At 38.8% G+C, this 24,517-nt stretch carries 23 protein-coding genes, 2 tRNA genes, 1 riboswitch and 1 other annotated feature; of the genes, 3 read left to right on the top strand and 22 right to left on the bottom strand.

Going from position 1 to position 24,517, the window contains the following annotated elements; translation table 11 throughout:
* Positions 1-32: 32 nt before the first annotated feature.
* The 4 genes from ilvN to ilvE form a co-directional block, all read right to left on the bottom strand.
* Positions 33-554: an acetolactate synthase small subunit gene (gene ilvN / locus SAZ04_RS00910; protein ID WP_332689597.1), complete on the bottom strand. Its 522-nt coding sequence runs from the start codon at positions 552-554 to the stop codon at positions 33-35.
* Positions 551-2,278 carry an acetolactate synthase large subunit gene (gene ilvB / locus SAZ04_RS00915; RefSeq protein ID WP_332689600.1) on the bottom strand — a complete coding sequence of 576 codons (1,728 nt, stop codon included), beginning with the start codon at positions 2,276-2,278 and terminating at the stop codon, positions 551-553. Before ilvB ends, ilvN begins: the two co-directional genes overlap by 4 nt.
* Positions 2,279-2,394: 116 nt before the next feature.
* Positions 2,395-2,637: a binding site (T-box leader), on the bottom strand.
* Between the two features lie 3 nt (positions 2,638-2,640).
* Positions 2,641-4,308 (bottom strand): dihydroxy-acid dehydratase, encoded by a 1,668-nt coding sequence (gene ilvD, locus SAZ04_RS00920; protein ID WP_332689603.1) that lies wholly within the window; start codon positions 4,306-4,308, stop codon positions 2,641-2,643.
* A gap of 64 nt (positions 4,309-4,372) precedes the next feature.
* Positions 4,373-5,266: a branched-chain-amino-acid transaminase gene (ilvE, locus tag SAZ04_RS00925; protein WP_332689606.1), complete on the bottom strand. Its 894-nt coding sequence runs from the start codon at positions 5,264-5,266 to the stop codon at positions 4,373-4,375.
* A gap of 309 nt (positions 5,267-5,575) precedes the next feature.
* Between ilvE and SAZ04_RS00930 the strand changes: the two genes are divergently transcribed.
* Positions 5,576-5,986 (top strand): hypothetical protein, encoded by a 411-nt coding sequence (locus SAZ04_RS00930; RefSeq protein ID WP_332689609.1) that lies wholly within the window; start codon positions 5,576-5,578, stop codon positions 5,984-5,986.
* A gap of 41 nt (positions 5,987-6,027) precedes the next feature.
* Here SAZ04_RS00930 and SAZ04_RS00935 read toward each other — a convergent pair.
* From SAZ04_RS00935 to SAZ04_RS00980, 10 genes are all read right to left on the bottom strand, one after another.
* Positions 6,028-6,104 (bottom strand) — tRNA-Arg (locus SAZ04_RS00935).
* A gap of 4 nt (positions 6,105-6,108) precedes the next feature.
* Positions 6,109-6,179 (bottom strand) — tRNA-Gly (locus SAZ04_RS00940).
* A 216-nt stretch (positions 6,180-6,395) separates the two neighbouring features.
* Positions 6,396-6,908: a metallophosphoesterase family protein gene (locus SAZ04_RS00945; RefSeq protein WP_332689612.1), complete on the bottom strand. Its 513-nt coding sequence runs from the start codon at positions 6,906-6,908 to the stop codon at positions 6,396-6,398.
* Positions 6,909-6,926: 18 nt separating this feature from the next.
* The gene (locus tag SAZ04_RS00950; protein WP_332689932.1) at positions 6,927-7,520 is read right to left on the bottom strand and encodes an XTP/dITP diphosphatase; all 594 of its coding nucleotides are present in this window, start codon (positions 7,518-7,520) and stop codon (positions 6,927-6,929) included.
* A gap of 26 nt (positions 7,521-7,546) precedes the next feature.
* Complete coding sequence (gene rph, locus SAZ04_RS00955) at positions 7,547-8,284, bottom strand: ribonuclease PH (RefSeq protein ID WP_332689615.1); 738 nt, start codon at positions 8,282-8,284, stop codon at positions 7,547-7,549.
* 159 nt (positions 8,285-8,443) lie between these two features.
* Positions 8,444-9,526: a GerMN domain-containing protein gene (locus SAZ04_RS00960; protein WP_332689618.1), complete on the bottom strand. Its 1,083-nt coding sequence runs from the start codon at positions 9,524-9,526 to the stop codon at positions 8,444-8,446.
* A gap of 239 nt (positions 9,527-9,765) precedes the next feature.
* A complete protein-coding gene (gene racE / locus SAZ04_RS00965) occupies positions 9,766-10,563 on the bottom strand; it encodes a glutamate racemase (protein WP_332689621.1) in 798 nt (265 codons plus the stop codon).
* A gap of 33 nt (positions 10,564-10,596) precedes the next feature.
* Positions 10,597-11,040, bottom strand: coding sequence for a MarR family winged helix-turn-helix transcriptional regulator (locus SAZ04_RS00970; protein ID WP_332689623.1), 444 nt, complete (start codon positions 11,038-11,040; stop codon positions 10,597-10,599).
* A gap of 191 nt (positions 11,041-11,231) precedes the next feature.
* The gene (ptsP, locus tag SAZ04_RS00975) at positions 11,232-12,947 is read right to left on the bottom strand and encodes a phosphoenolpyruvate--protein phosphotransferase (RefSeq protein ID WP_332689625.1); all 1,716 of its coding nucleotides are present in this window, start codon (positions 12,945-12,947) and stop codon (positions 11,232-11,234) included.
* Complete coding sequence (locus SAZ04_RS00980; protein WP_332689627.1) at positions 12,947-13,210, bottom strand: phosphocarrier protein HPr; 264 nt, start codon at positions 13,208-13,210, stop codon at positions 12,947-12,949. The genes ptsP and SAZ04_RS00980 overlap by 1 nt, the downstream gene beginning before the upstream one ends.
* 606 nt (positions 13,211-13,816) lie before the next feature.
* On the opposite strand from SAZ04_RS00980, the gene SAZ04_RS00985 reads away from it, so the two are divergent.
* Positions 13,817-14,041, top strand: coding sequence for a helix-turn-helix domain-containing protein (locus SAZ04_RS00985; protein WP_035664029.1), 225 nt, complete (start codon positions 13,817-13,819; stop codon positions 14,039-14,041).
* A gap of 184 nt (positions 14,042-14,225) precedes the next feature.
* Here the strand turns inward: SAZ04_RS00985 and SAZ04_RS00990 are convergent, their stop codons facing one another.
* From SAZ04_RS00990 to SAZ04_RS01010, 5 genes are all read right to left on the bottom strand, one after another.
* Complete coding sequence (locus SAZ04_RS00990) at positions 14,226-14,696, bottom strand: acyl-CoA thioesterase (RefSeq protein ID WP_332689637.1); 471 nt, start codon at positions 14,694-14,696, stop codon at positions 14,226-14,228.
* Positions 14,697-14,764: 68 nt separating this feature from the next.
* Positions 14,765-15,514 (bottom strand): succinate dehydrogenase iron-sulfur subunit, encoded by a 750-nt coding sequence (gene sdhB / locus SAZ04_RS00995; RefSeq protein ID WP_332689640.1) that lies wholly within the window; start codon positions 15,512-15,514, stop codon positions 14,765-14,767.
* Positions 15,511-17,280 carry a succinate dehydrogenase flavoprotein subunit gene (sdhA, locus tag SAZ04_RS01000; RefSeq protein ID WP_332689643.1) on the bottom strand — a complete coding sequence of 590 codons (1,770 nt, stop codon included), beginning with the start codon at positions 17,278-17,280 and terminating at the stop codon, positions 15,511-15,513. Before sdhA ends, sdhB begins: the two co-directional genes overlap by 4 nt.
* Positions 17,281-17,294: 14 nt before the next feature.
* Positions 17,295-17,924 carry a succinate dehydrogenase cytochrome b558 subunit gene (locus tag SAZ04_RS01005; protein WP_332689646.1) on the bottom strand — a complete coding sequence of 210 codons (630 nt, stop codon included), beginning with the start codon at positions 17,922-17,924 and terminating at the stop codon, positions 17,295-17,297.
* Positions 17,925-18,202: 278 nt separating this feature from the next.
* A complete protein-coding gene (locus SAZ04_RS01010; RefSeq protein ID WP_332689650.1) occupies positions 18,203-19,552 on the bottom strand; it encodes a TrkH family potassium uptake protein in 1,350 nt (449 codons plus the stop codon).
* A 380-nt stretch (positions 19,553-19,932) separates the two neighbouring features.
* Between SAZ04_RS01010 and SAZ04_RS01015 the strand changes: the two genes are divergently transcribed.
* Positions 19,933-20,328: a YslB family protein gene (locus SAZ04_RS01015; RefSeq protein ID WP_332689653.1), complete on the top strand. Its 396-nt coding sequence runs from the start codon at positions 19,933-19,935 to the stop codon at positions 20,326-20,328.
* A 149-nt stretch (positions 20,329-20,477) separates the two neighbouring features.
* Here the strand turns inward: SAZ04_RS01015 and SAZ04_RS01020 are convergent, their stop codons facing one another.
* From SAZ04_RS01020 to trxA, 3 genes are all read right to left on the bottom strand, one after another.
* Positions 20,478-21,716 carry an aspartate kinase gene (locus tag SAZ04_RS01020; protein ID WP_332689656.1) on the bottom strand — a complete coding sequence of 413 codons (1,239 nt, stop codon included), beginning with the start codon at positions 21,714-21,716 and terminating at the stop codon, positions 20,478-20,480.
* Between the two features lie 119 nt (positions 21,717-21,835).
* A riboswitch (Lysine riboswitch) is annotated at positions 21,836-22,024 on the bottom strand.
* A gap of 249 nt (positions 22,025-22,273) precedes the next feature.
* The gene (gene uvrC / locus SAZ04_RS01025; RefSeq protein ID WP_332689659.1) at positions 22,274-24,052 is read right to left on the bottom strand and encodes an excinuclease ABC subunit UvrC; all 1,779 of its coding nucleotides are present in this window, start codon (positions 24,050-24,052) and stop codon (positions 22,274-22,276) included.
* Positions 24,053-24,186: 134 nt separating this feature from the next.
* Positions 24,187-24,501, bottom strand: coding sequence for a thioredoxin (trxA, locus tag SAZ04_RS01030; protein WP_332689662.1), 315 nt, complete (start codon positions 24,499-24,501; stop codon positions 24,187-24,189).
* Positions 24,502-24,517: the final 16 nt, after the last annotated feature.

Consider the following 24,517-nt stretch of genomic DNA (forward strand, 5'->3'; position numbering starts at 1 on the left):
ATATTTTATATTTGAATTATGAATTCACGAAATTAGTTAATTAGAGTTAATCGATATGGGTCATTTACTGGTTTTTTTGTGCTGCGGTTAAATGCAGTAATCCCAGTTCGAGCAATTTCTTTAATCCCATATGGTCGTAGTAACTCAATAAAGGCTTCAACTTTTGGATGATCACCCGTTATTTGAATCGTCATAGACTCTCGACCAACATCAATAATTGTTGCTCTGAAAGGATTAACAAGTGCTGCTACTTCCCCACGTTGTTGTGGTGTTGTAACAATTTTTATTAGCGCAAGCTCGCGAGCAACAATTGACTCATCTGTAATATCTTTCACTTTGAGTACATCAACTTGTTTGTTGAGTTGTTTAATAACTTGCTCAATGTTTTGCATACTGTCGGCAGCGATAACAAATGTCATTCTTGAAATAGATGGATTTTCTGTTACACCAACGGTAATGCTTTCGATGTTGTAATGTCTTCTTGCAAACAATCCAGTAATTCGGTTCAATACACCTGATGTATTGTTTACAAGTGCAGTAATCGTTCTTTTCATAGCGGCTTAACCCCTTCCATTTGGTGCTGTCCTTTTCCTGGCGAAATCATCGGATATACATTTTCTTCTTTCGCCACGCGGACATCCACTAACACTGGACCAGGATGGGCAATCATTTCTTCAAGCGCACCTTTTAATTCAGAGAGGTTATCAACTCTCATTCCTTTTATATCATAGGCTTCAGCTAGTTTGACAAAGTTAGGCTGAATTGGGAATAACGAGTTAGAATAACGTTCACCATGGAAGAGCTGCTGCCATTGTCTAACCATTCCTAAAGAGGCATTATTGAGAATAACTACCTTCACTGGAATGTTGCGCTCTTGCAAAATTGAAAGCTCTTGTGCCGTCATTTGAAAACCTGCATCACCCACAACTGCAACAACTGGAGTCTCCGGTTCAGCAAATTGAGCACCAATTGCTGCTGGAAAACCGAAGCCCATTGTTCCAAGACCACCTGATGTTACCCAACGATTCGGTTTCGTAAAACGATAAAATTGTGCTGACCACATTTGATGCTGACCAACATCTGTTGTGATAATTGCTTCGCCATTTGTTACTTCATGGATCAATTCAATCAGGTTTTGTGGCTTAATCGTTTCGCCATCTTCTTTATACCAAAGTGGAAACTCTTCTTTTCTTTGTTTCTGCTTAGCCCGCCACTCGGTTGTATCTCCAGGAGTCCCTTTTTCTTCTAGTAGCATTTGTAATGCTTGCTTCGCATCACCAACTACTGGAATTTCTGTTTTAATATTTTTCCCGATCTCTGCAGGATCAATATCAATATGAACTACACGAGCATTTGGAGCAAAGTGTGCGAGATTCCCTGTTAAACGGTCATCAAATCTTGCACCAATGCTTATTAACAGATCAGACTCGTAAATGGCCATATTGGCTGTATATGTTCCATGCATTCCACCCATACCTAGAAACAATTCATGATCCCCTGGAAAGCTTCCAAGTCCAAGTAATGTATTAACAACAGGGATTTTTGTTTCTTCTACATACTCAAACAGCTCACTTGATGCCTTCCCGTGTAACACTCCTGCACCCGCTAAAATAATTGGTTGCTTTGCTTCTGCCACAGCTTCAACTACTTTGCGAATTTGCAAACGATTCGGAATGACAGTTGGCTGATAACCAGGAACATTAACTTCTTTATCATAGTCAAACACTCCTGTTGCTAACGAAACGTCTTTAGGCAAATCAATTAATACTGGGCCAGGTCTTCCTGTTGTTGCAATATGAAAGGCTTCCTTTATAATTCTTGGAAATTCCTCGACTGAACGGACTTGATAATTATGCTTTGTAATCGGCATTGTGATCCCGATCATATCAGCTTCTTGAAAAGCATCTGTTCCGATTACCGTTGTCGCAACTTGCCCTGTTATGACAACAAGAGGCAACGAATCAATCATTGCATCAGCAATCCCAGTTACGACATTTGTCGCCCCAGGTCCAGAGGTCACAATACAGACACCTGGTTTTCCAGATACTCTAGCATACCCTTCTGCAGCATGAATCGCTCCTTGTTCATGCCTTGCTAATACATGATGGATGCCTGTTTTATAAATTTCATCATACGTTGGTAGGATCGCCCCGCCGGGATAGCCAAAAATGACGTCCACTCCCTCTTGGGCCAAAGCTTCAATCAACATACTCGAACCTGATAGTTGTTTGGACTGCTCATTCGTTTGCTGTTCTTTCTTTTTAAATTTCGTACTCATCTCTTAATGCCTCCTTACGTATTGTTCTCTTTTCTCATCCCATTTAAACAAAATGAACATTGTGCAATTTAAAAATAAAAAAATCTTCCCACCCCATATAAGCTACCCATGTAGCTAAAAGGGGCGAAAAGATTTTCTTTCCACGGTACCACCCTTATTCATTGAACGAAAAGCCCCGTTCAATCTTATCGTTTTTTGATAACGAGTGCCTGTGAACACTCGACCAATCCTACTAGAATGATTCTTTCAGATTGATACTCCGAGGCGAGCTTCGTCAATGGTCACAACACCGCATCTCAGCACCACGGCTCTCTGTTGAAGTCAACACATTGAGTACTTTTCCTCTTCTACGTTTTCACGTATTAAATTTTCATTACCCCACCAGTATTGGCAGAAGTTACTAGCTTAGCATATCTTGCTAAATACCCTTTTTTCACTTTAGGTTCTGGTTCAACCCAGCCTTCTTTACGTGCAGCATGAACTTCATCAGATACTAACCATTCAATCGTTCTGTTTACTAAATCGATTCGAATACGGTCACCATTTTCCACAAAAGCAATTGGACCTCCATCAGCAGCTTCTGGTGAGATATGACCAATTGAAATCCCTCTTGACGCTCCTGAGAATCGTCCATCGGTAATAAGGGCTACTTTCGTTCCAAGTCCTCTACCAGCAATCGATGATGTTGGTGCCAACATCTCAGGCATTCCAGGTCCACCTTTAGGTCCTTCATAGCGAATGACTACAACATGACCTTCCTGTACTAACCCTTCATCAATTCCTTTTTGTGCTTCGTCTTGAGAGTTAAAAACAATCGCCTCTCCATCGAAAACTTTAATTGATGGATCAACAGCTCCCACTTTAATTACTGCTCCATCCGGTGCAATATTTCCGTATAATACAGAAAGACCACCAACTGGACTATAAGGATTATCCTGCCTGCGAATAACATCATCGTTTGTAATTTCTGCATCTTTCACATTTTCATACAAACTTTTTCCAGTTATCGTGATTCGATCTGGATGAATAGCTCCTTTAATGTTGCATAATTCTTTGATAATAGCACTTACTCCACCAGCATGGTGTACATCATCCATAGAATAATCAGAAGCTGGACTTATCTTTGATAAATACGGAACTCGTTCAGCCACTTTATTAATTCTATTTAGATCATACTCAATTTCTGCTTCATTGGCTATCGCTAACGTATGAAGAACTGTATTAGTAGATCCGCCCATCGCCATGTCTAGGGCAAATGCATCATCGATTGTTTCTTCAGTAATAATATCTCTTGGTTTAATATCTTTTTCAATTAAATTCATTAAATGTTTTGCTGCATCTTTTATTAGTTGATGACGATTATTAGACGTGGCTACGATGGTACCATTACCAGGTAAAGCTAAACCGAGCATCTCCATTAATGAGTTCATTGAGTTAGCTGTAAACATTCCAGAACAGGAACCACAGGTTGGACAAGCAGACTGTTCGATTTCAAGCAACTCTTCTCTTGTCATATTTCCTGACGCAAATGCGCCTACGCCTTCAAAGACAGATACAAGAGACAAATTTTGACCGTCTTTTGTTTTTCCTGCCTCCATCGGTCCACCTGATACGAATACAGATGGTACATTTGTTCTTACTGAAGCCATTAGCATTCCAGGAGTTATTTTATCACAGTTTGGAATGTAAAATACTCCATCAAACCAGTGAGCGTTAATGACTGTCTCGGCTGCATCACAGATAATTTCTCTACTTGGAAGAGAATATCTCATTCCGATATGTCCCATTGCGATTCCATCATCTACTCCAATTGTATTGAATTCAAATGGAATACCACCAGCTTCTCGGATTGCTTGTTTTGCCACTTCTGCAAATTTATTTAAATGCATGTGACCAGGAATGATATCAATGTAAGAATTACATACACCAATGAATGGTTTATCCATTTCATCTTCTTTTACACCAGCTGCTCGTAGTAAGCTTCGGTGTGGCGCTCGATCAATTCCCTTTTTTATCATATCACTTCTCATACTACCCGCTCCCTATTTACATTACATCTATCTTTAGCTCAATCTCCACTCTGCTTTACTATCTTTATTTTAAGGTCTCCGTATAGACCTTTTCTCCTTCAAGAACGACTCTACTTCTAAATGCTTCTAGTAAACACGTAGTCTCTTTGCCTGGTTTTCCTTCACCGATTACTCGACCATCAACTTTTACAACTGCGATCACTTCAGCAGCTGTTCCAGTTAAAAACACTTCATCAGCAACGTAGACATCATGCCTTGTAAAAGGTTCTTCTTTTACTGTATACCCAAGATCTCTAGCAAATTCTATGATTGCATTTCTTGTGATTCCTTCAAGCGCTCCAACGTATCCAGGTGGAGTCAAAAGCTCTTTCCCCTTCACAATAAATACATTATCAGCAGATCCTTCTGCTACATAGCCTTGGTCATTTAGCATTAACGCTTCACTTACTCCAGCTAAGCTCGCTTCAATCTTAACAAGAATGTTATTCAAATAATTCAATGATTTAACTTTAGGACTTAAGACATCTGGACGGTTTCTCCGTGTCGCCACGGTTACAATTTCTAATCCAGACTTATATAGCTCTTTTGGAAATAGAGCAAGTTCTTCTGCAATAATAATAATTTGAGGTGTTGAACACGATGCAGGATCAAGACCTAAGTTCCCAACTCCTCTAGAAATAACAAGACGTATATATGCATTACTCAATTGATTCTTTTGTAATGTTTTTACGACAAGTTTCTTCATTTCTTCTTTTGTGTGTGGAATTGATAGCATTATGGATTTTGCTGAGTTATACAGTCTATCGAGGTGTTCTTGTAATCGAAACACATTCCCCTCATAGACACGGATACCTTCAAACACGCCATCGCCATAAAGAAAACCGTGGTCATACACTGAAATTTTAGCATCTTTTTTTTCAACAAATTCCCCATTTAAATAAATCCATTGTTCACTCATGACGTTTACTCTCCTCGTGTATCACGTAGACGTTAGGATCCCAATTTTAGAGATTAAACTATACATGATTTTATCTCTGTAGAGCGGACATTTGTTTTTCGATATAAGGTTGTTTGAAACTTATCATACGCTCATTCAGCAATATGGTCAACCATTTTTTTAAAATAATTTGACTATTGCGATTAGTCATTATAAATGAACACGCTTACACCTCTGCTATTAGTAGCTTCTTAAAATAAAAATTCCACTATTACCTATATTAAGCATATTAACGGCTTTAGCGGACATCCTATAGTTGGGTGATAGAAGATGTTAAAAAAATACAAAAAGTACGTAAGACTGTCGAAAAAATTTCCTTATATTCGATTTCCGCACAGACAACGAGCCTCTTTAGTTGTTGTTGAAGATCTTTGGAAAGTATGTAACACAGAGAGTGAAAAACTTCTATATCGTCAATTGCGAGCAAACATGTATTATCCGACTCCACATTTCTGGATTGATAACTTACGTGCGAATCTTGCTCTTGTGCCTTACCGCTTAGCTTTAATCGAGTTAAGACCAGGAATCAATGAGAAGAAAATAATTCGTCTATTAAAAAAGCGTGGTTGGCGGGTGTTATTTTACGACACAGACCAATTGTTACAAAATGAACAATTGTATGTGAACCTTGTGTTACAACAAGCTCCAACTCAAACAAAAAATGTCTCCACCTCAATATGAGGGGAGACATTTTGATTTAATTTATTTATGTTATAATTTAATGGCGTCCCAGGAGAGATTCGAACTCCCGACCGACGGCTTAGAAGGCCGTTGCTCTATCCTGCTGAGCTACTGGGACAAAAAGCGGGTGATGAGAATCGAACTCACGACATCAGCTTGGAAGGCTGAGGTTTTACCACTAAACTACACCCGCATATTCTAAAATATATTTAACTCTTAAATTAACATCGCATTAGAAGCAACTACTTAATATCTTTCAGCGACATTTATTACTATAAAGGATCTAAGACAAGAAGTCAATAGTTTCACAAAAAATATTGATCATTATGTTTTCTTCCTAACTTATGAAGTTGTTCAAAAAGGTAAGGATCAACCTTTTGAACAACTACTAGGAAGAGAACTGCGCCTTTTACTTTAACTGATAATGATAAATCATATCAGAGACAACGTCACCATTGTATTCATAAAACGTAACCGTAGCCTCTGTTTCATGATGTTCACATATACAATATGTTCGTTCAACTCGATTGCGTGGAAGTCTGATGCTTCCCGGATTTATGTAGATAACACCATTCTCAAGAAATGCTGTTGCAACATGAGAATGACCAAAACATGCTATTTGCGCTTGTTTTTCTTCTGCACGATAGCTTAGTGGCACATTTGTCATTTTCACATTATAAAGATGCCCGTGAGTAACATAGATGGAAACTCCATTTACATTCTCCGTTCTCTCATTTGGAAAGTCATCGCCGAAGTCACAATTCCCTTTGACAACTTTTACTCCTTCTATAGCTGGATGGTCGCTGTCTAGTTCTGAGTCACCACAATGAATGAGAATGTCCATGTCATTTCGATGACGATCTAGAATAATCTGGAGTTCTTTTTCCCATCCATGGCTATCACTTATAATTAAGGCCTTCATTTACTAATCCTCCCCAGGCTAACTCCATTCACCTTGTGTGGCAAAAAGTTTTTTCAAAGCATTCGCACGGTGACTTCGCTCGTTTTTTTGTTCAGAAGTCAATTGCGCCATTGTTTTTTCAAGTTCCGGTACATAAAAAATCGGATCATATCCGAAACCGTTCGTTCCGCGTCGTTCTCTTGCAATAACTCCTTCACACGCGCCTTCGAAAACGAGTGTCGTTTTATTTGGTCTAGCTACTGCGATTACACAAACAAATCGAGCAGTTCGATCTTCACTTGGTACATCGACTAATTCACGTAACACTTTTTCCATATTGGCGTTATCATTTTTCGCCTCTCCTGCATAACGTGCTGAATAGACACCAGGTCGACCATCTAACGCATCCACAACCAAACCTGAATCATCTGCAATGACGATGCAATTAAGCTGTTGCGCTAATGTCTCTGCTTTTTTTGTTGCATTTTCAGAGAAAGTCTTTCCATCCTCTATAATATCTGGAATAGTTGGATAATCAAGTAAAGATTTCACTTCCAGCCCTTTTTCTCCTAACATTTGTTTGAATTCTGCTATTTTTCCTTTATTCTGCGTCGATATGACTAACTCCTTCATCATCTTCTCCTTCCATTAAGCCTCGTTTATTTGATTCGATCAGCAATCTCCCCTAAAACGTCGCGCTGTTTGGCTATTAAAGAGTCAATTCCTTTTTCCGCTATATCAAGCAACTCATTCAATTGCGCACGAGAAAATGTCGCTTCTTCTCCAGTCCCCTGAAGTTCAACAAACTGATGACTCCCTGTCATCACTACATTCATGTCTACTTCAGCCGCCGCATCTTCTACATAACATAAATCTAGTAATACGCCTTTTTTTGTATCCACACCTACTGACACAGCTGCCAGAAAATCTTTAATAGGCCATTGTTTCACTTTTCCCTTTTTTATCGTTTTTTCCATCGCTAGCGCCAAAGCAACAAACGCCCCTGTAATAGCTGCTGTTCTCGTTCCTCCATCAGCTTGGATCACATCACAATCAATCCAGACAGTTCTCTCACCAATTTTATCAAGATCAATAATGGACCTAAGCGCTCTCCCAATCAATCGTTGAATTTCCATCGTTCTTCCTGACACTTTCCCTTTTGATGACTCTCGTATATTTCTTTGTTCTGTAGCTCGTGGTAGCATGGAGTATTCAGCCGTAATCCAACCTTTGCCTTGTCCTCTTAAAAAAGGCGGCACACGGTCTTCAACAGTAGCTGTACATATCACCTTTGTGTCTCCCATTGAAATCAATACAGAACCTTCTGGATGCTTCACATAATTTGTTTCGATTGAGAGGTTTCGTAATTGATCAACCTCACGTCCGTCTTGCCTCATTCAAACGCCTCCCTATTTTAAATAGATAGTTCTATGTTATCGTTCCCCAAAATCTTTATTTCCTTTATGTAAGGGTAAAAAGGAGGTAGCACAGATGCTCCTCCTTTTTTAACCATTTACTATTATAAAGAATTTTGTACATATAGTCCAATAACTCGTTTAATAACTACCTGTATTTACTAGACTTGGTCTAGAAACAGGTTCTGCAACCTTACCTGATTCTGTTAGAACATTTGCTTCACCATTCACAGTAACTGCAACTTTTTCAACGCCTTCTTGTTCCGTTAACGTAAGGGCTAACATGTTTAATACATCAGAAGACACAGCTGTTGATTGCATTTGCGAAAGCAGCGCTTCATTGAAATCTAGTGTCACCGTACCATTTTCATACATTGGTTCTTCAACAAGTTCGACACCTTGTCTGAAATCAGTTAATAGTTGTGTTTCATGAGCAGGTCCTTTTAGCAACTCAGTCACTGCAGCAGTCAATGAATCAGCTCCTAATGAAACACGACGCGTTACAGGGACATAATAAGTTTCTTCTCCATTTTGGGCAAGGAAGTAAAGGGTGACCCCTTTACTATTGACCACATCTGTAACTGAACCCGTTTCCATATTGATACCGTTCGCACGGCTAAGCCCCTCACCAATTGGAGTATCGTTAACCGGCATCGTATCTTGTTTATAGCCATTAATATTAATCTGAACACTATCAACACTTTCAAATTGCGTTAATGTCCATGTAATTGCCTCTAAAATTTGCTTTTCTTGATTTGGATCATACTCTTTAAATTCATTAGAGAAATCAGCTATGGCAATACCATCTTTTAAGTTAACATCCACCTCTGTGCCAGCAGGAATAACAGCACGGAATCCACTTGGAAGCATGTCAGTTACAGGACCGCCTTCAACTAAATATTCTAATGATTGTCTTAACACACTTTGCGTCTTCGGAAGCTCTAATGTTTGAGGAACGACGAGCCCATTCGCATCAATTAAATAAAGCTCACGCTGAGTTGACTCTTCCACAGCCTCTTCTCCTAGTTCATCTCCTTCATCCACCTCTTCATCTGGCACTTGTTCCGGATCTTCTTCTAATCCTAGCGACTCATCTTCTTCTACATAATTGGTTGGAGGTGTATCCATCTCATTCGTCGTCTCATTCGAACCAAACGAACAAGCTGTCATTGTTAACATAGTAAAAGCAAGAATGGGAACCCCTTTTCGTAACACTTTGCGCATTGTTTTCCCTCCTAAGATAGTTTGTACTACATGTATACGAGCCTCACCCCAGAATAGACCAAGTTTTTTTGAAAAACTTGGCCCTCTCTAGATTCCTTTAGATGAAACATACAAACCCACTTCCCAACTCTCTTCCAACCAATAAATTTATTTTTGGGGTCTTCTTTTTCTCTCCAACAAAAAAAAAAAAAAACGAAGCAAGACTTAAAAAGTCTCACTTCGATTCAACCATACTATTCTCAACCTAATACCAACGTTTCCACGTGTTTAACATTTATCTCGAGCCACTTATCTGCAAGTCTCTTAAAGCTTACAGCATCACCTGTTGTAAAAAAACGATGACCAGGTTTTCTATCTTCTGTATATAAAAGATTTTTGTAATAGAGAAGACTACTTACTTCACGAGCTGTTTCGTCTCCAGAAGAGATTAATTGAATCCCTTCACCTACCCGCTTTCCAATGGCTTCTTTTAGCAAAGGATAGTGGGTACACCCTAAAATAAGCGTATCAAAGTGAAGTCTGTCTAGAGGCTTGAGCGCTTCATCAACGATACGTTCAGCTTCTTCCCCTTCAAAAATACCACGCTCCACTAACGGAACAAAGGAAGGACAAGCAAGACTATCAACCTTCACTTCACTATTAATCGCTTTTAATGCTTTTTCATAAGCCTGACTATGAATCGTCCCAACTGTACCAATAATTGCTACATGATCACGTTCTGTGACTTTTAACGCACTAATTGCACCTGGATGAACAACTCCTACAACAGGAATATTCAGTTCTCTCTTTACTTCTTCAAGAACAACTGCTGTTGCTGTATTACAAGCTACAACTAGCATTTTTATACTTTCTTCTAATAGACGGTCAATCATTTCCCATGTGAATTGTCTAACTTCTTCCGGTGTTCTCGGTCCATACGGACAGCGTGCAGAATCACCTAAATAAACAATTTCCTCTTTGGGCAGTTGTCTCATAATTTCTTTCGCTACTGTAAGGCCACCTAAGCCCGAATCAATAACACCAATCGGTCTATCCAACAATTACCCCTCAATTTCTTATCCAGCTCTTCACTACTGATTCATACGTGACACTTTCATTTCTTCGTGAAGAACATGTAAACTTTTTTCAAGAAAATCAACTTCTTCTTGTGAGAAATCGGTTAAGATATTCTCTAAATAATCTTGACGTTTTTTGATTACTTCCTCAATAATGGTACGACCTTTATCTAATAAATGAATCCGAACGACGCGCCGGTCATTTTTATCTTTCACTCGTTCAACAAGCTCATTTTTTTCCATTCGATCGACTAAATCTGTAGTCGTACTACAAGCTAGATACATTTTGCTTGAAAGTTCACCTATCGTCATATCACCATATTCATTTAACCATTGTAACGCCACAAATTGTGGTGGGGTAATCGGGAATTGCGTCAAGATTTCTCGCCCCTTCTGTTTAACCATTTCTGACACTCTGCGTAATGAACGTTCTATTTGTTCAATTTGGCGATAATCCATATCAACGCACCTCCTATAAAACTAGTTACATATACTTTCATTATTGTCCCCTGTTTCTTAGTGAAAAGCAAGTATATTATGTTACATATTCAGCACGTAAAAAGGAGGTGTCTCGGAAAGGTCATTAGTAACCTTTCGAGACACCTCCGAAGCAAAATGCTGTCTCAATATTTGAGACACGTTTCTTTACTCTATTTCATATAGGTTTCACGAACTCGTTGCTCTACCTCTTCGGCTGTATCTAACGAAAGCATCTCAGACGAAAATGTCGCTAATTCTTCTTTTGAAAGTTCTAGCAATTGATTTCGTGCAGGTAATATGGATGTAGCACTCATACTAAATTCATCTAAGCCTAGACCAAGTAATAGCGGAATGGCAACTTCATCTCCAGCCATTTCACCGCACATTCCTGCCCACTTCCCATGGTTATGAGCAGCATCTACAACCATTTTCACAAGTCGTAAAATAGCTGGGTGGTATGGTTGGTATAAATAGGAGACACGTTCATTCATGCGGTCAGCTGCCATTGTATATTGAATTAAATCATTTGTACCAATACTAAAGAAGTCGACTTCTTTAGCAAATAAGTCAGCTGCGACTGCAGTGGAAGGAATTTCAACCATCATCCCAATTTCGATCGAATCAGAAACCGAACTCCCATCAGCAACTAACTTGTCCTTTTCTTCAAGAAGCATCGCTTTCGCTTGACGGAATTCATCAAGTGTAGCAATCATTGGAAACATAATTTTCAAGTTTCCAAATGCACTCGCGCGAAGAAGAGCACGTAATTGTGTACGGAAAATTTCTTTTTCTTCTAAACATAAACGAATCGCTCTAAATCCTAAAAACGGATTCATTTCTTTTGGTAAATCTAAGTATGGTAATTCTTTATCTCCACCGATATCTAGAGTACGAATAACAACTGGTTTGCCCTCCATACGCTCGACTACTTCTTTGTATGCTTCAAACTGTTCTTCCTCTGATGGAAGTTCCGTTCTCCCCATATAAAGAAATTCGGTACGATATAGACCTATTCCCTCAGCACCATTGTTTATCACACCTTCTAAATCTTTAGGTGTCCCAATGTTCGCTGCAAGCTCAACGTGCCCGCCGTCTTTTGTAGTTGTTTGTTCGTTCACTAATTTTGCCCATTCAGCCTTTTGTTTTGCGAAATCATCACGTTTTTTTGTGTATGCGGCAATTTCATCCTCAGTAGGGTCTAGGATGACAAGTCCTTCTAGACCATCAACAATAACCGTCATACCTGTATGAATTTGCGCAGTTACTTCTTTCGCTCCAACGACTGCAGGAATTTCTAGTGATCTAGACATAATGGCTGAGTGTGATGTACGTCCACCGATATCAGTAGCAAATCCTTTAATAAATACTGGATTCAATTGCGCTGTATCTGAAGGAGTTAGATCTTCAGCAATAATAATCGTTTCTTCTGAAATCGTCGCTAAAGACTGTGTTTGAATCCCAAGTAAATGGCCTAAAACGCGTTTTGATACATCTCGAATATCAGATGCACGTTCCTTCATGTATTCATTATCCATATTTTCAAACATCGTAATGAACATCGTAGCCACTTCATTCAATGCATATTCAGCATTTTGTTTTTCGTCTGTAATCTTTCCTTTTACAGCATCTACAAGTTCAGGATCACTTAAAACGAGTAAATGTGCAGCAAAGATCTCAGCCTTATCAGCACCTAAGTCTTTTTCTGTTTTATCTTTGATAACAGAAAGTTCGTCTTTCGATTTAGCTAATGCCGCGTAAAGACGATCCACTTCACTAGTTGGATCTTGTACTTCTTTTAACTCTATAGTCATATCGGGCTCTTCGTGTACGAAAGCCTTTGCAATCGCCACACCAGAAGAAGCAGCGATACCAGTCAGTTTTTGCATTATTCTCCTAATCCTTCCTTGATTACTTCCTCAATTGCTTTAAGAGCTTCATCTGCATCAGAACCTTCTGTTTTAACTGTAACCTCAGCACCTTTTCCGACTCCTAGAGACATAACACCCATAATTGACTTTAGATTTACTGCTTTTCCTTTGTGCTCTAGGGTAATATCTGAAGAAAATTGACCTGCTTTGTTCACTAATTGTGTAGCCGGACGTGCGTGAATTCCCGTATCTGCTGTAATTAAAAAAGTTTTTTCTGCCATAATAATCTACCTCTTTCTTTTTGTATAAATTTATCAAGAAAAAGGGATCTATCCCTTTTCTCTCTTCTACTTACTTCCCCACTGCACCGTACCTTCATCAATTCATCTTAGTACTGAAAAAGGCATAAGTAAAGAAACGCATATGCAGAAAACAATGAGAGCGTACAACTATAGCGTACCCCAACTGAATCCCATATACACTTCTATACTCATGCCTGATCGAATCAGTAACACGTATTAAGTGCATTCACCTAAGAAGAATGTAATTTATAAGTACGAATGTAGGATTTAAACAATTATCAGTATATCATAAGTGTTTTTTTATTTACAATAGATTAAATTATTGTTTCTAAAATTTTAAAAATAGATTACGTTTAACTTCTCATAATTACGTTGTTTCGATAACACAGAAAGAACGACAAATTGACATGGTCCTCAAACAAAAAAGTAGACAAGAGTTTATTTCTTAAAAGAACTTGCTAATAACCGCAGAAATAAAACACGTAGTCCCTGTTCTACACATATACTATCGAGACTAAAACCCTTCCATTCGTGGGACCTGAGTCCCCACAACGCTCTCAGCCCGAGCAAGAAGGAGTGAACTCATTGAAAGGAGCAGAATTCGGACCTAAACCTTTACTTACGAAAAGGGAACGCGAAGTATTCGAACTTCTTGTCCAAGACAAGACAACGCGAGAAATCGCTCAAGAACTTTTCATAAGTGAGAAAACAGTACGAAATCACATCTCTAATACGATGCAGAAGCTAGGAGTCAAGGGGCGCTCTCAAGCGGTAATCGAATTAATAAGACTAGGAGAACTTGAAATATAGGTACGCTAAAAATCTCAGCACTATTTCGTTGCTTCACCTGAGTTTTAGTCGTCTCATATTTAGAATGAAGGTGACTCATCTTTTTGATAATTAATTCATATCCTTTACTGACCTCACGTGCCACGCAATAAAAATTAGTCGATACACTCTATATTATTGCGTAGTAGAGGTCAGAAAGATGCAGTCACCTTCTTTCTTCTATGTCTAATTCTTTTTCTAAAACCATCTTCACCTCATCATCCCACGGAATCGAACGACCTGTATTTTTGCTTATTTGGACAACCGTCCCTCTTCCTGTCAAACAAAATTCAGTATCTTCATCTACAACCATATAATGTAGATCAAGGGAAGAACGGCCAATTTGATTGATGTGAACGGCTACAGATAATTTCTGGTCGAACTTCATTTGTTTAATATAATCACACTGCAAATCTGCCACGACAATCATCGTTTCATGTCTATCCGAAGCCCATTTTTGCATGAAACCAAGATGTTTAAAAAATTCGATTCTCGCCTCTTCAAAATAAACAAAGGCGTTTGTATTATTTACATGGCCAAAAGCGTCTGTTTCAGAGAATCTCACTTTCACAGGAACCTGGAAAGTAAATTTTTCTTTCCACTCATTTATATTTTGTATATAAGACGGTGTCTTCATTTCAACCACATCCCACTCTAAGATAGTAAAAAGAAAGAGCCTGATCTCTAAGAGACCAGACCCCAATCTTACGCACCGAAAAAGTTCTTAAATGATTGTAAAGTCGTTGAACGATTTAATGCAGCAATCGACGTTGTAAGTGGAATTCCTTTAGGGCAAGACTGTACACAGTTTTGTGAGTTTCCACAGTTAGCAAGTCCACCTTCATCCATAATTGTCTCTAAACGCTCTTCTTTATTCATCTCACCCGTTGGATGAGCATTAAACAAACGAACTTGTGATAGCGGCGCTGGACCGATAAATTCTGATTTGCTGTTAACATTCGGACATGCTTCTAGACATACACCGCATGTCATGCATTTCGAAAGTTCGTATGCCCATTGACGCTTTGTTTCTGCCATACGTGGACCAGGTCCAAGGTCATACGTTCCATCGATTGGAATCCACGCCTTCACTTTCTTAAGTGAATCAAACATACGACTACGATCAACCATTAAATCTCGAACGACTGGGAATGTTTTCATCGGTTCAAGGCGAATCGGTTGTTCAAGCTGATCAACTAGCGCTGTACAAGATTGACGAGGTTTTCCGTTAATAACCATTGAACACGCACCACAAACTTCTTCCAAACAGTTCATATCCCATGCAATTGGAGTTGTTTGTTCCCCTGTTTTGTTAACAGGGTTACGACGGAACTCCATTAATGCAGAAATGACGTTCATATTTTGACGATAAGGTACCTCAAACTCCTCAACATAAGGAGCACTGTTCGGGTCATCTTGACGTGTTACATTGAATTTAATTGTTTTTTCACTCATGATTTAGCAGCTCCTTGCTTTTTTTGTGAGTAGTCACGTTTACGAGGCTTAATAAGCGACGTATCAACCTCTTCCCATGAAAAGTCAGGACCATTTTTCGCTCGATTAAACGTAGCCTTAGTTGTCTTCAAGAACTCTTCATCATTACGTTCTGGGAAGTCAGGCTTATAATGAGCTCCACGGCTTTCATTACGGTTGTAAGCACCTAGAGTGATCACACGCGCTAAACTTAACATTCCATCTAGCTGACGAGTGAATGATGCACCTTGGTTGCTCCACTTCGCTGTATCATTGATATTAATGTTTTTAAAGCGTTCCATTAGCTCTTGGATTTTCTCATCCGTTTTTAATAACTTGTCATTGTAACGAACAACCGTTACATTATCTGTCATCCATTCACCTAGTTCTTTGTGAAGAATGTAAGCATTTTCTTTCCCATCCATCTTCATGATATCATCATAAGCTTGTTGCTCTTTCTTTGCTTCATTCTCAAATAAAGAAGAAGGCATAGCATCAGCTGTTTTTTCTAACCCATTCATGTATTCAACAGCTTTAGGGCCTGCCACCATTCCACCATAAATAGCTGAAAGAAGTGAGTTTGCTCCTAACCTGTTTCCACCATGTTGTGAATAATCACACTCACCTGCTGCGAACAATCCAGGGATGTTCGTCATTTGATCATAATCGATCCACATACCACCCATAGAATAGTGAACAGCAGGGAAAATCTTCATAGGGACTTTACGAGGATCATCACCCATGAATTTTTCATAGATTTCAATAATTCCACCAAGTTTAATATCAAGCTCTTTTGGATCTTTATGAGAAAGATCCAGATAAACCATGTTCTCACCGTTAATTCCAAGCTTTTGCTCAACGCATACGTCAAAGATTTCACGGGTAGCGATGTCACGAGGAACTAGGTTTCCGTAAGCTGGATACTTTTCTTCTAAGAAGTACCAAGGTTTACCGTCTTTATACGTCCATACTCGTCCACCTTCACCGCGTGCAGATTCACTCATGAGACGAAGTTTATCGTCACCAGGAATGGCTGTCGGGTGAATTTGAATGAATTCCCCATTTGCATAATGAACCCCTTGCTGATATAGCTTTGCTGCTGCATAACCAGTATTGATAACAGAGTTAGTAGATTTACCGAAAATAATCCCAGGTCCACCAGTTGCCATAATGACTGCATCACCTTGGAAGCTACGGATCTCTGAAGATTTCAAATCTTGAGCCGTTATCCCACGACAGGTTCCCTCATCATCTACGATAGCTGAAGTGAATTCCCATCCTTCATACTTTGTAACAAGACCACTTACTTCATGACGGCGAACTTGCTCATCGAGAGCATATAATAATTGCTGTCCTGTTGTTGCACCTGCAAATGCTGTACGGTGATGTTGCGTTCCACCAAAACGACGGAAATCTAGTAAACCTTCTGGAGTACGGTTAAACATAACACCCATACGATCCATTAAGTGAATGATTCCTGGTGCTGCTTCTGTCATTGCTTTTACTGGAGGTTGGTTTGCTAAGAAATCTCCTCCATAAACAGTATCATCAAAGTGTTCCCAAGGAGAGTCACCTTCCCCTTTTGTGTTAACCGCTCCATTAATTCCACCCTGTGCACAAACTGAGTGTGAACGTTTTACAGGAACTAATGAGAATAGATCAACGGGTACGCCTTTTTCTGCTGCTTTAATTGTTGCCATCAGACCAGCTAGTCCGCCTCCGACAACAATAATTCTACCTTTACTCATATTGACCCCACTCCTTAAATGTTTGCTAAGTCTGGATTAACGAATGCTAGAATAGCTCTAATGCCAATGAATGTTAATACAAAGAAAACCGCGATCGTTACATATGTTGCAATTTGTTGCGAACGAGGTGTAACTGTAATGCCCCATGAAACCGCGAATGACCAAAGACCATTTGCAAAGTGGAACGTTGCAGCAACAACACCAACAATATAAAATGCAATCATAAATGGATTACTGAAAATATCAGCCATCATGTCATAACTTACTTCTGCCCCAAAAGCTGCGGCAATTCTCGTTTCCCATACATGCCAAGCAATGAATATAAGGAGAACGACACCAGAAATTCGTTGTAAAACAAACATCCAGTTACGGAAGAAGCCATAGCGACTTGTATTGTTCCTTGCTTGGAAAGCAATATAAAGACCGTAAATTGCGTGATAAAGTATTGGGATAAAAATAATGAAAATTTCAAGTGCATAACGGAAAGGTAAACTCTCCATGAAGTGAGAAGCTTGATTAAAAGCGCTTGCTCCTCTTGTTGCAAAATGGTTTACTACTAAGTGTTGAATTAAAAATATTCCAATTGGAATCACACCTAGTAATGAATGTAACTTACGATTGAAATACTCTCGATTACCGGCCATACCTTTTTCCCCCCACAAATGTTTTTGTCCTTCCAAACTTTTTAAAACTATGATTTTTTTCTATCTGTTTCTTTATACTGTTACTCTACTATTAAAATAATAAAAATTTTTATAGTAACAATATTATGAAACTTTTAGTAAGTTTCTGTGAAAAAAATCCGACAAATTTATTGTACTCCCATCAAGTACCCTCGTCAAGAAAACGTATACAAATCTTCAAGGTTTCAAATATAGAAAAAAGCCCTTCTTATGAGGGCTTTTGAGACATTCTAGTATTTTTATCCGATAATAATTCTTTCCGTTGGATATTTGAAATGAGTTTTTGTTTCTCTCTTTCTAATCGAAAATAAAAACGCTATTAATCCAACTCGACCAATAAACATAAGAATCATTAGCACAAATTGACTTGGAAAAGTTAAATCAGGCGTGATCCCCATTGATAAACCACACGTTCCAAACGCCGAGGCTGCTTCAAAAATAATAGAGATTAAACTAATTTGATTTCTTTCTTCAAAGGCTACTATTAATGTAACAGCCACAAACAACATTATAAGAAAAACGGATAGGACAATAAACGCTTTTTGACGATCCTCCGGGTGTATTTCCCTTCCGAATACTTTTACATCATCTTTCCCTAATGCAAAACTACGAATCGTTAAAAACATGACCGCTACGGTAGTCGTTCGTATCCCCCCACCTACACTAGAAGGACTTGCTCCAATAATCATCAATCCTGAAACAAAAAGCAAAGTACCAATATTTAACTCAGACACATCCATAATCGACAGTCCACCACTTCTGGCAGTTGCAGAGTTAAATACTGAATAAAACAACTGTTGATGCCATTCTAACCCCATATAATAATGACCCGTTTCTAACGCCCAAATTCCGATAACACCAATGAGAAATACAGCAAAGTACGTTGTCGTTGTTATCTTCGTAAACAAACTAAATTTAAAGTTATTGTTTCTTTTTGAGAAGTATTCTCTAAGTTCTAATAAAACAGGGAATCCAATAGCCCCAGCAAAAATCAGCAAAATGACAACAAACTGCACGTAATAATCATTCGCAAACGGAATAAGAGACTCACCCGTCACATCAAAACCGGCATTTGTAAATGCACTTAATGATGCAAACGCTCCTTGATAGTAAGCTTGTCCAACCGTATCAAAGTAACGGATAAAATAAGTACCAAGTATAAGCGCACCAACTAATTCAATGATTAAAGCAACAAATAAAATTCCTCTCATCAAATTAACGAGCCCTGAAAACGTGTTTTGATTTTGGTCAACCATAATCAACATTCGTTGAGAAAGGTTAATTTTTCGACCAAATAGCATCCATACAAAGGTCCCCATTGTCATAATTCCAATTCCACCAAGTTGAATAGCCAATGCAAGAAAGATAATCCCTATGTAACTGTATGTTTCGGGAACGTTCACAACAGTTAATCCCGTGACACTTACCGCACTAACAGAAGTAAATAATGCTTCTGCAAACGAAATATCGACCCCTGGTAAATGAGAAATTGGCAAATATAACAAAATGCTAAAGACAAACATTGCAATAATATAGGCGATAATAATGACCCTAAATGGAGAAAGGAATTGATTCAGTCCTGATTTCATTAATACGTACCTCCATGTTCATTTCGCGCTTAAGTATACCATTTAAGAAACAGCAAGGCTACAAGCGCAAGCTAACGAATTACTTGGTCCTAATTAATCCATACTCGAGTGATTTTTCTACTACTCATATCTATTTTCCCTTCTCAACCTTAAGACACCGTTTCTCCTTATCGTGAATTATGCTTGTACGTGATTACGACATCGTTTATGATCAAAAGTAGTAGCTATATTTTCAATAAGAAAGACCGCACTCGGGCTTTTTAAAAATCAATAGTACTGTTTTGAACTTATGCCATAATCACATTGGCTACATAACTTTACATTGTTTTACACTCGACCAAGTAATTGGTTACAAGAGTATGGAAGAGGTGCATAACCACATGGAAGTAGAAACAAATCGATTTGGGTATGATTTAATTCGGAACGATGTGCTTAGAGACTTACTAGGAAAAGACCATGATACAATTTTATATTGGATTGGAAAGTCTCTTGCGCGTAAATACCCCGTTCCAACAGTTGAAGAGATGATCACCTTTTTTGAAGAAGCGAATTGGGGAACACTCGCAAGAATAAAAGAAAAAAAACAAGAACAGCTTTTTGAACTAACCGGTGAATGGATGAACAAATCGGATCAACGTTGTTACCAATTAGAAGCCGGGTTTCTAGCTCAGCAAGTTGAGACATGGAATAATTGTATCTCCGGCGCGACTTATACCGAAAAAAATGGCTTGATCCTAATCAAAATCGAAACAGATAAAAAAGACACTATTAAATAAAGAATAGACGAAAGGTCAAAAAACAACCTTTCGTCTATTCTCTACAAGGGTCTGCCGCCTAAAACTAACTCACAATTCTATGACCTTCAAAAAAGCTCAAGTCATCACTATTGCACTAACTTATTCGGATCCTGTCACTTTCACACAGATTAAACCGTAACAGCCACTTGTACTTCTTCTGCTAATTGAAACTGCTCATGTAACATCTCTACGGCAAGAGTCATATCTGCTCCTAGAACGACTACAGAAACTTTTATCTCCGATGTACTAACCATCTTCACGAATATATCATTCTTTGCAAGCACATCAAACATTTTTGCAGCAACGCCAGGATTGGATACCATTCCTGAACCAATAATCGATAGCTTCGCAAGTTCTTCCTCGAAAGAAACATCAGCAAACTGTAAATCCTCTTGCGCTTTTCCCAAAACAGCTAGAGTCTCTTTTAACGAGCTTTGCGTAATTGAGAAAGAGATATTTACATGCTCTTCATCATATTGATTCTGGATAATAATATCGACATTCACATGATTTTCTGACAACGTCGTAAATAATTTTGATAGTGTATCAATACGGTTGGGCAGTCCTTTGACTGTCACTTTTATAACGTCATTTTCAAATGCAATCCCACGTACGACTAAATTTTGTTCCATTGAAACTTCCTCCTCGATTAATGTACCTTCCACGTCTTCCATGCTTGATGCGACCATTAGGGGAACATCATAATTTTTTGCAAATTCGACTGCACGTGGGTGCAAAACTCCTGCCCCCAAATTGGCCATTTCTAACATTTCATCATAGGAAATGGAATGAAGTTTCCTTGCTTTTTTCACATAACGTGGATCCGTTGTATACACACCTGTTACATCGGTATAAATATCACAACGACTTGCTTTTAGTGAAGCTGCTATAGCGACTGCTGTTGTATCAGAGCCTCCACGTCCAAGCGTCGTAATTTCACCCTGTTCACTTAACCCTTGAAAGCCTGCTACGATAACTACTTTTCCTTTTGCAAGCTCTGCTTCCAATCGTTCATTTTTAATAGCCGAAATTCTCGCATTGCCATGACTTGCTTCTGTTTCCATACCTGCTTGCCATCCTGTAAGCGATACAGCTTCAATTCCACACTCATGAAGAGCCATGGTTAGTAATGAGATCGTGACTTGTTCTCCTGTTGTAAGAAGCATATCCATTTCTCGCTTGCTTGGTGCGTCGGTAATTTGATTTGCTAACGAAACGAGTTCATCTGTTGATTTCCCCATAGCAGATACAACAACGATAAGCTCATGGCCCTCTTTAACAGACCGTTCTACTCTTGATGCAACATGCTTGATTCTCTCTACTGACCCTACTGATGTTCCTCCATATTTCTGTACTATCCTTGCCATTTTCCGCGTCCTCTCCTTATTCCTCACAGGGATAATGGAATGCAAAAAAGCAACAATAAGGAAAACCCCTCACTGTTGCTAGTCATACCAGTCCGGTACCACACTGCTCCCTTTTTCTCTCGTGAGATAGTTCTCCACATACCAATTGGGTGTAGGTATGTGACAGCCCTATGCTTTTTCAACATAGGTCCAGCACAAGAAGGATGAGACTATTCTTGCACTTCGGCGAATTCCCCTTTCAACTCTCTTCAACGGTTCTCATTACCATCAGAAAGCGTACTATTGGTTTTCGCTCCTCTACCAATCACTTCATTTGAAGTGTGGCATATTCAATTGATTTACATTCTAGCAAAGGAATTAAAATCACGCAAGAGAGATTTATAAACAAAAAGGGACGACCTTTCCCTTTTTGTTTATAAATCGAAGCGATGTGCGGAGCCGTCGTTATCTTTTAAGCCTTTTGAGTGCTCTTCTCAAAAGGCGCACGACGTGTGGAGCCATTGCAACATGTTCGCACTCTTTATGATAAAGGGACGACTTTCTCCTTTTTGTTGAGACTATTCCTTTTTTTCTGTTAACGTCTCAACAATCGCCTCTGCTACTTTTTCTGGAATCGCAAGCTGTCTTAGATCTTCAACTGTTGCTTCCTTCATTTTTTTCACTGATCCAAAATGCTTTAAAAGTTGACGTTTTCGTTTCTCTCCAACACCAGGAATATCATCGAGCGCTGATTTAAAAAATGTCTTCGAACGAGTTTGACGATGAAATGTAATCGCAAACCTGTGTACTTCATCTTGAATTCGTTGCAATAAATAAAACTCGTGACTATCCCGTCTAAGTGGAACGATAGTAGGTGGGTCTCCCATCAACAACTGTGATGTTCTATGTTTTTCATCTTTTGCTAGTCCACAAACTGGAATCGATAGGCCAAGTTCATCAGCGATCACTTCTTGGGTAACTGCTATTTGACCTTTCCCTCCATCAATGACGATCAGATCTGGTAAAGGTAAGGATTCCTTTAAAAGGCGAACATAGCGTCTACGAATTACCTCACGCATTGATCCATAATCATCTGGCCCTTCTACCGATTTTATTTTGTATTTGCGATAATCTTTTCGACTCGGTTTTCCATCTACAAACGAAACCATTGCTGAGACCGGGTCTGTTCCTTGTATATTTGAATTATCAAACGCTTCGATTCGATAAGGAGTGGCAATGCTCATCGCTTCCCCTAAACGTTCAACTGCTTTAACCGTTCTTTGTTCATCACGTTCAATTAAAGAGAATTTATCTTTTAAGGCAATCGCAGCATTTTGATTGGCAAGATCAAGTAGCTCCTTTTTCTTTCCTCGTTTCGGATGATGCGCTTTTACTTCTAATAACTGTTCCATCAAACCAAGGTCCACTTCATCTGGTAGTAAGATTTCGGCTGGTTTAATATGTTCCTTTTTTAAATAAAATTGGCCAATAAACGTCATCAAATCTTCAGAGGCATCTTTATAAAAAGGAAAAATCGAAACATCTCGTTCAATCAGTTTTCCTTGGCGAATAAAGAACACTTGGACACACATCCAGCCCTTATCGTACGAAAAACCAAATACATCCCGATCAACGAGATCACCAACCATCATCTTTTGCTTTTCAATGACTGTATCCATATGTTGAAGAGTATCACGAATTTCTTTCGCACGCTCAAAGTCCATTTCTTCAGCAGCTTTCATCATTTTCTCAGTTAACTGCCCTTTGATTTCATCATGGCCAGACCGAAGAAATTTCGTAATATCTTGAACCATCACTCGGTTCTGCTCTTTAGTAACTTCTGCCACACACGGTGCTAAACACTGACCAATGTGGTAATAAAGACAAACTTTATCTGGAAGTGTTCGACATTTCCTTAATGGGTAAAGACGATCAAGAAGCTTCTTCGTCTCATTTGCAGCCCCTGCATTCGGATAAGGTCCAAAATACTTGCCACCATCTTTCTTTACTTGTCGTGTCGTAATAAGTCTCGGGTGCTCTTCGTTCGTAATTTTAAGATAAGGATATGATTTATCATCTTTTAGCATGACATTGTATTTAGGATCATGCTTCTTAATTAAATTCATTTCTAAAATCAATGCTTCGATGTTTGACGATGTAACAATATATTCAAAGTCGGCAATTTCACTAACAAGACGCTGCGTCTTGCCATCGTGTGATCCTGTGAAATAAGACCGAACTCGATGTTTCAACACTTTTGCTTTTCCTACATAGATGATCGTACCCTGGCGATCCTTCATTAAATAACAGCCAGGTCGATCCGGAAGAATCATTAATTTTTCTTTAATCTGACTCATCTTTTTCCACCTCTCTTTCTATTGTTTGTTTAAAAGAGCTTGAAATGCAAGTCAGAAAAACTGGAAGTAGCAAAACAAAAAACTACTTCCTCAAAGAGAAAGCAGTTTTTTTCTTAGTATACGTTCAAAAGTCCTTATAGATGTTTATTAAGCAATTCAGCTAATGCTTCTTTTGGTTGGAAACCAACAACTTGATCAACCACTTGACCATCTTTAAAAACAAGAAGTGTTGGGATGCTCATAACACTGTACTTTCCAGCTGTTTCTTGATTTTCATCTACATCAAGTTTAGCAATTTTTACTTTATCGCCCATTTCAGAATCTAATTCTTCAAGGACTGGAGCAATCATTTTACAAGGTCCGCACCACGGTGCCCAGAAATCTGCAAGTACTACACCTTCACTTGTTTCAGATGCGAATGTTTGATCAGTTACTTTTACGATCGCCATATTTATAGCCTCCTCA

Source organism: Halalkalibacter lacteus, assembly GCF_036663595.1.
Lineage (GTDB): Bacteria > Bacillota > Bacilli > Bacillales > Bacillaceae_D > Halalkalibacter > Halalkalibacter lacteus.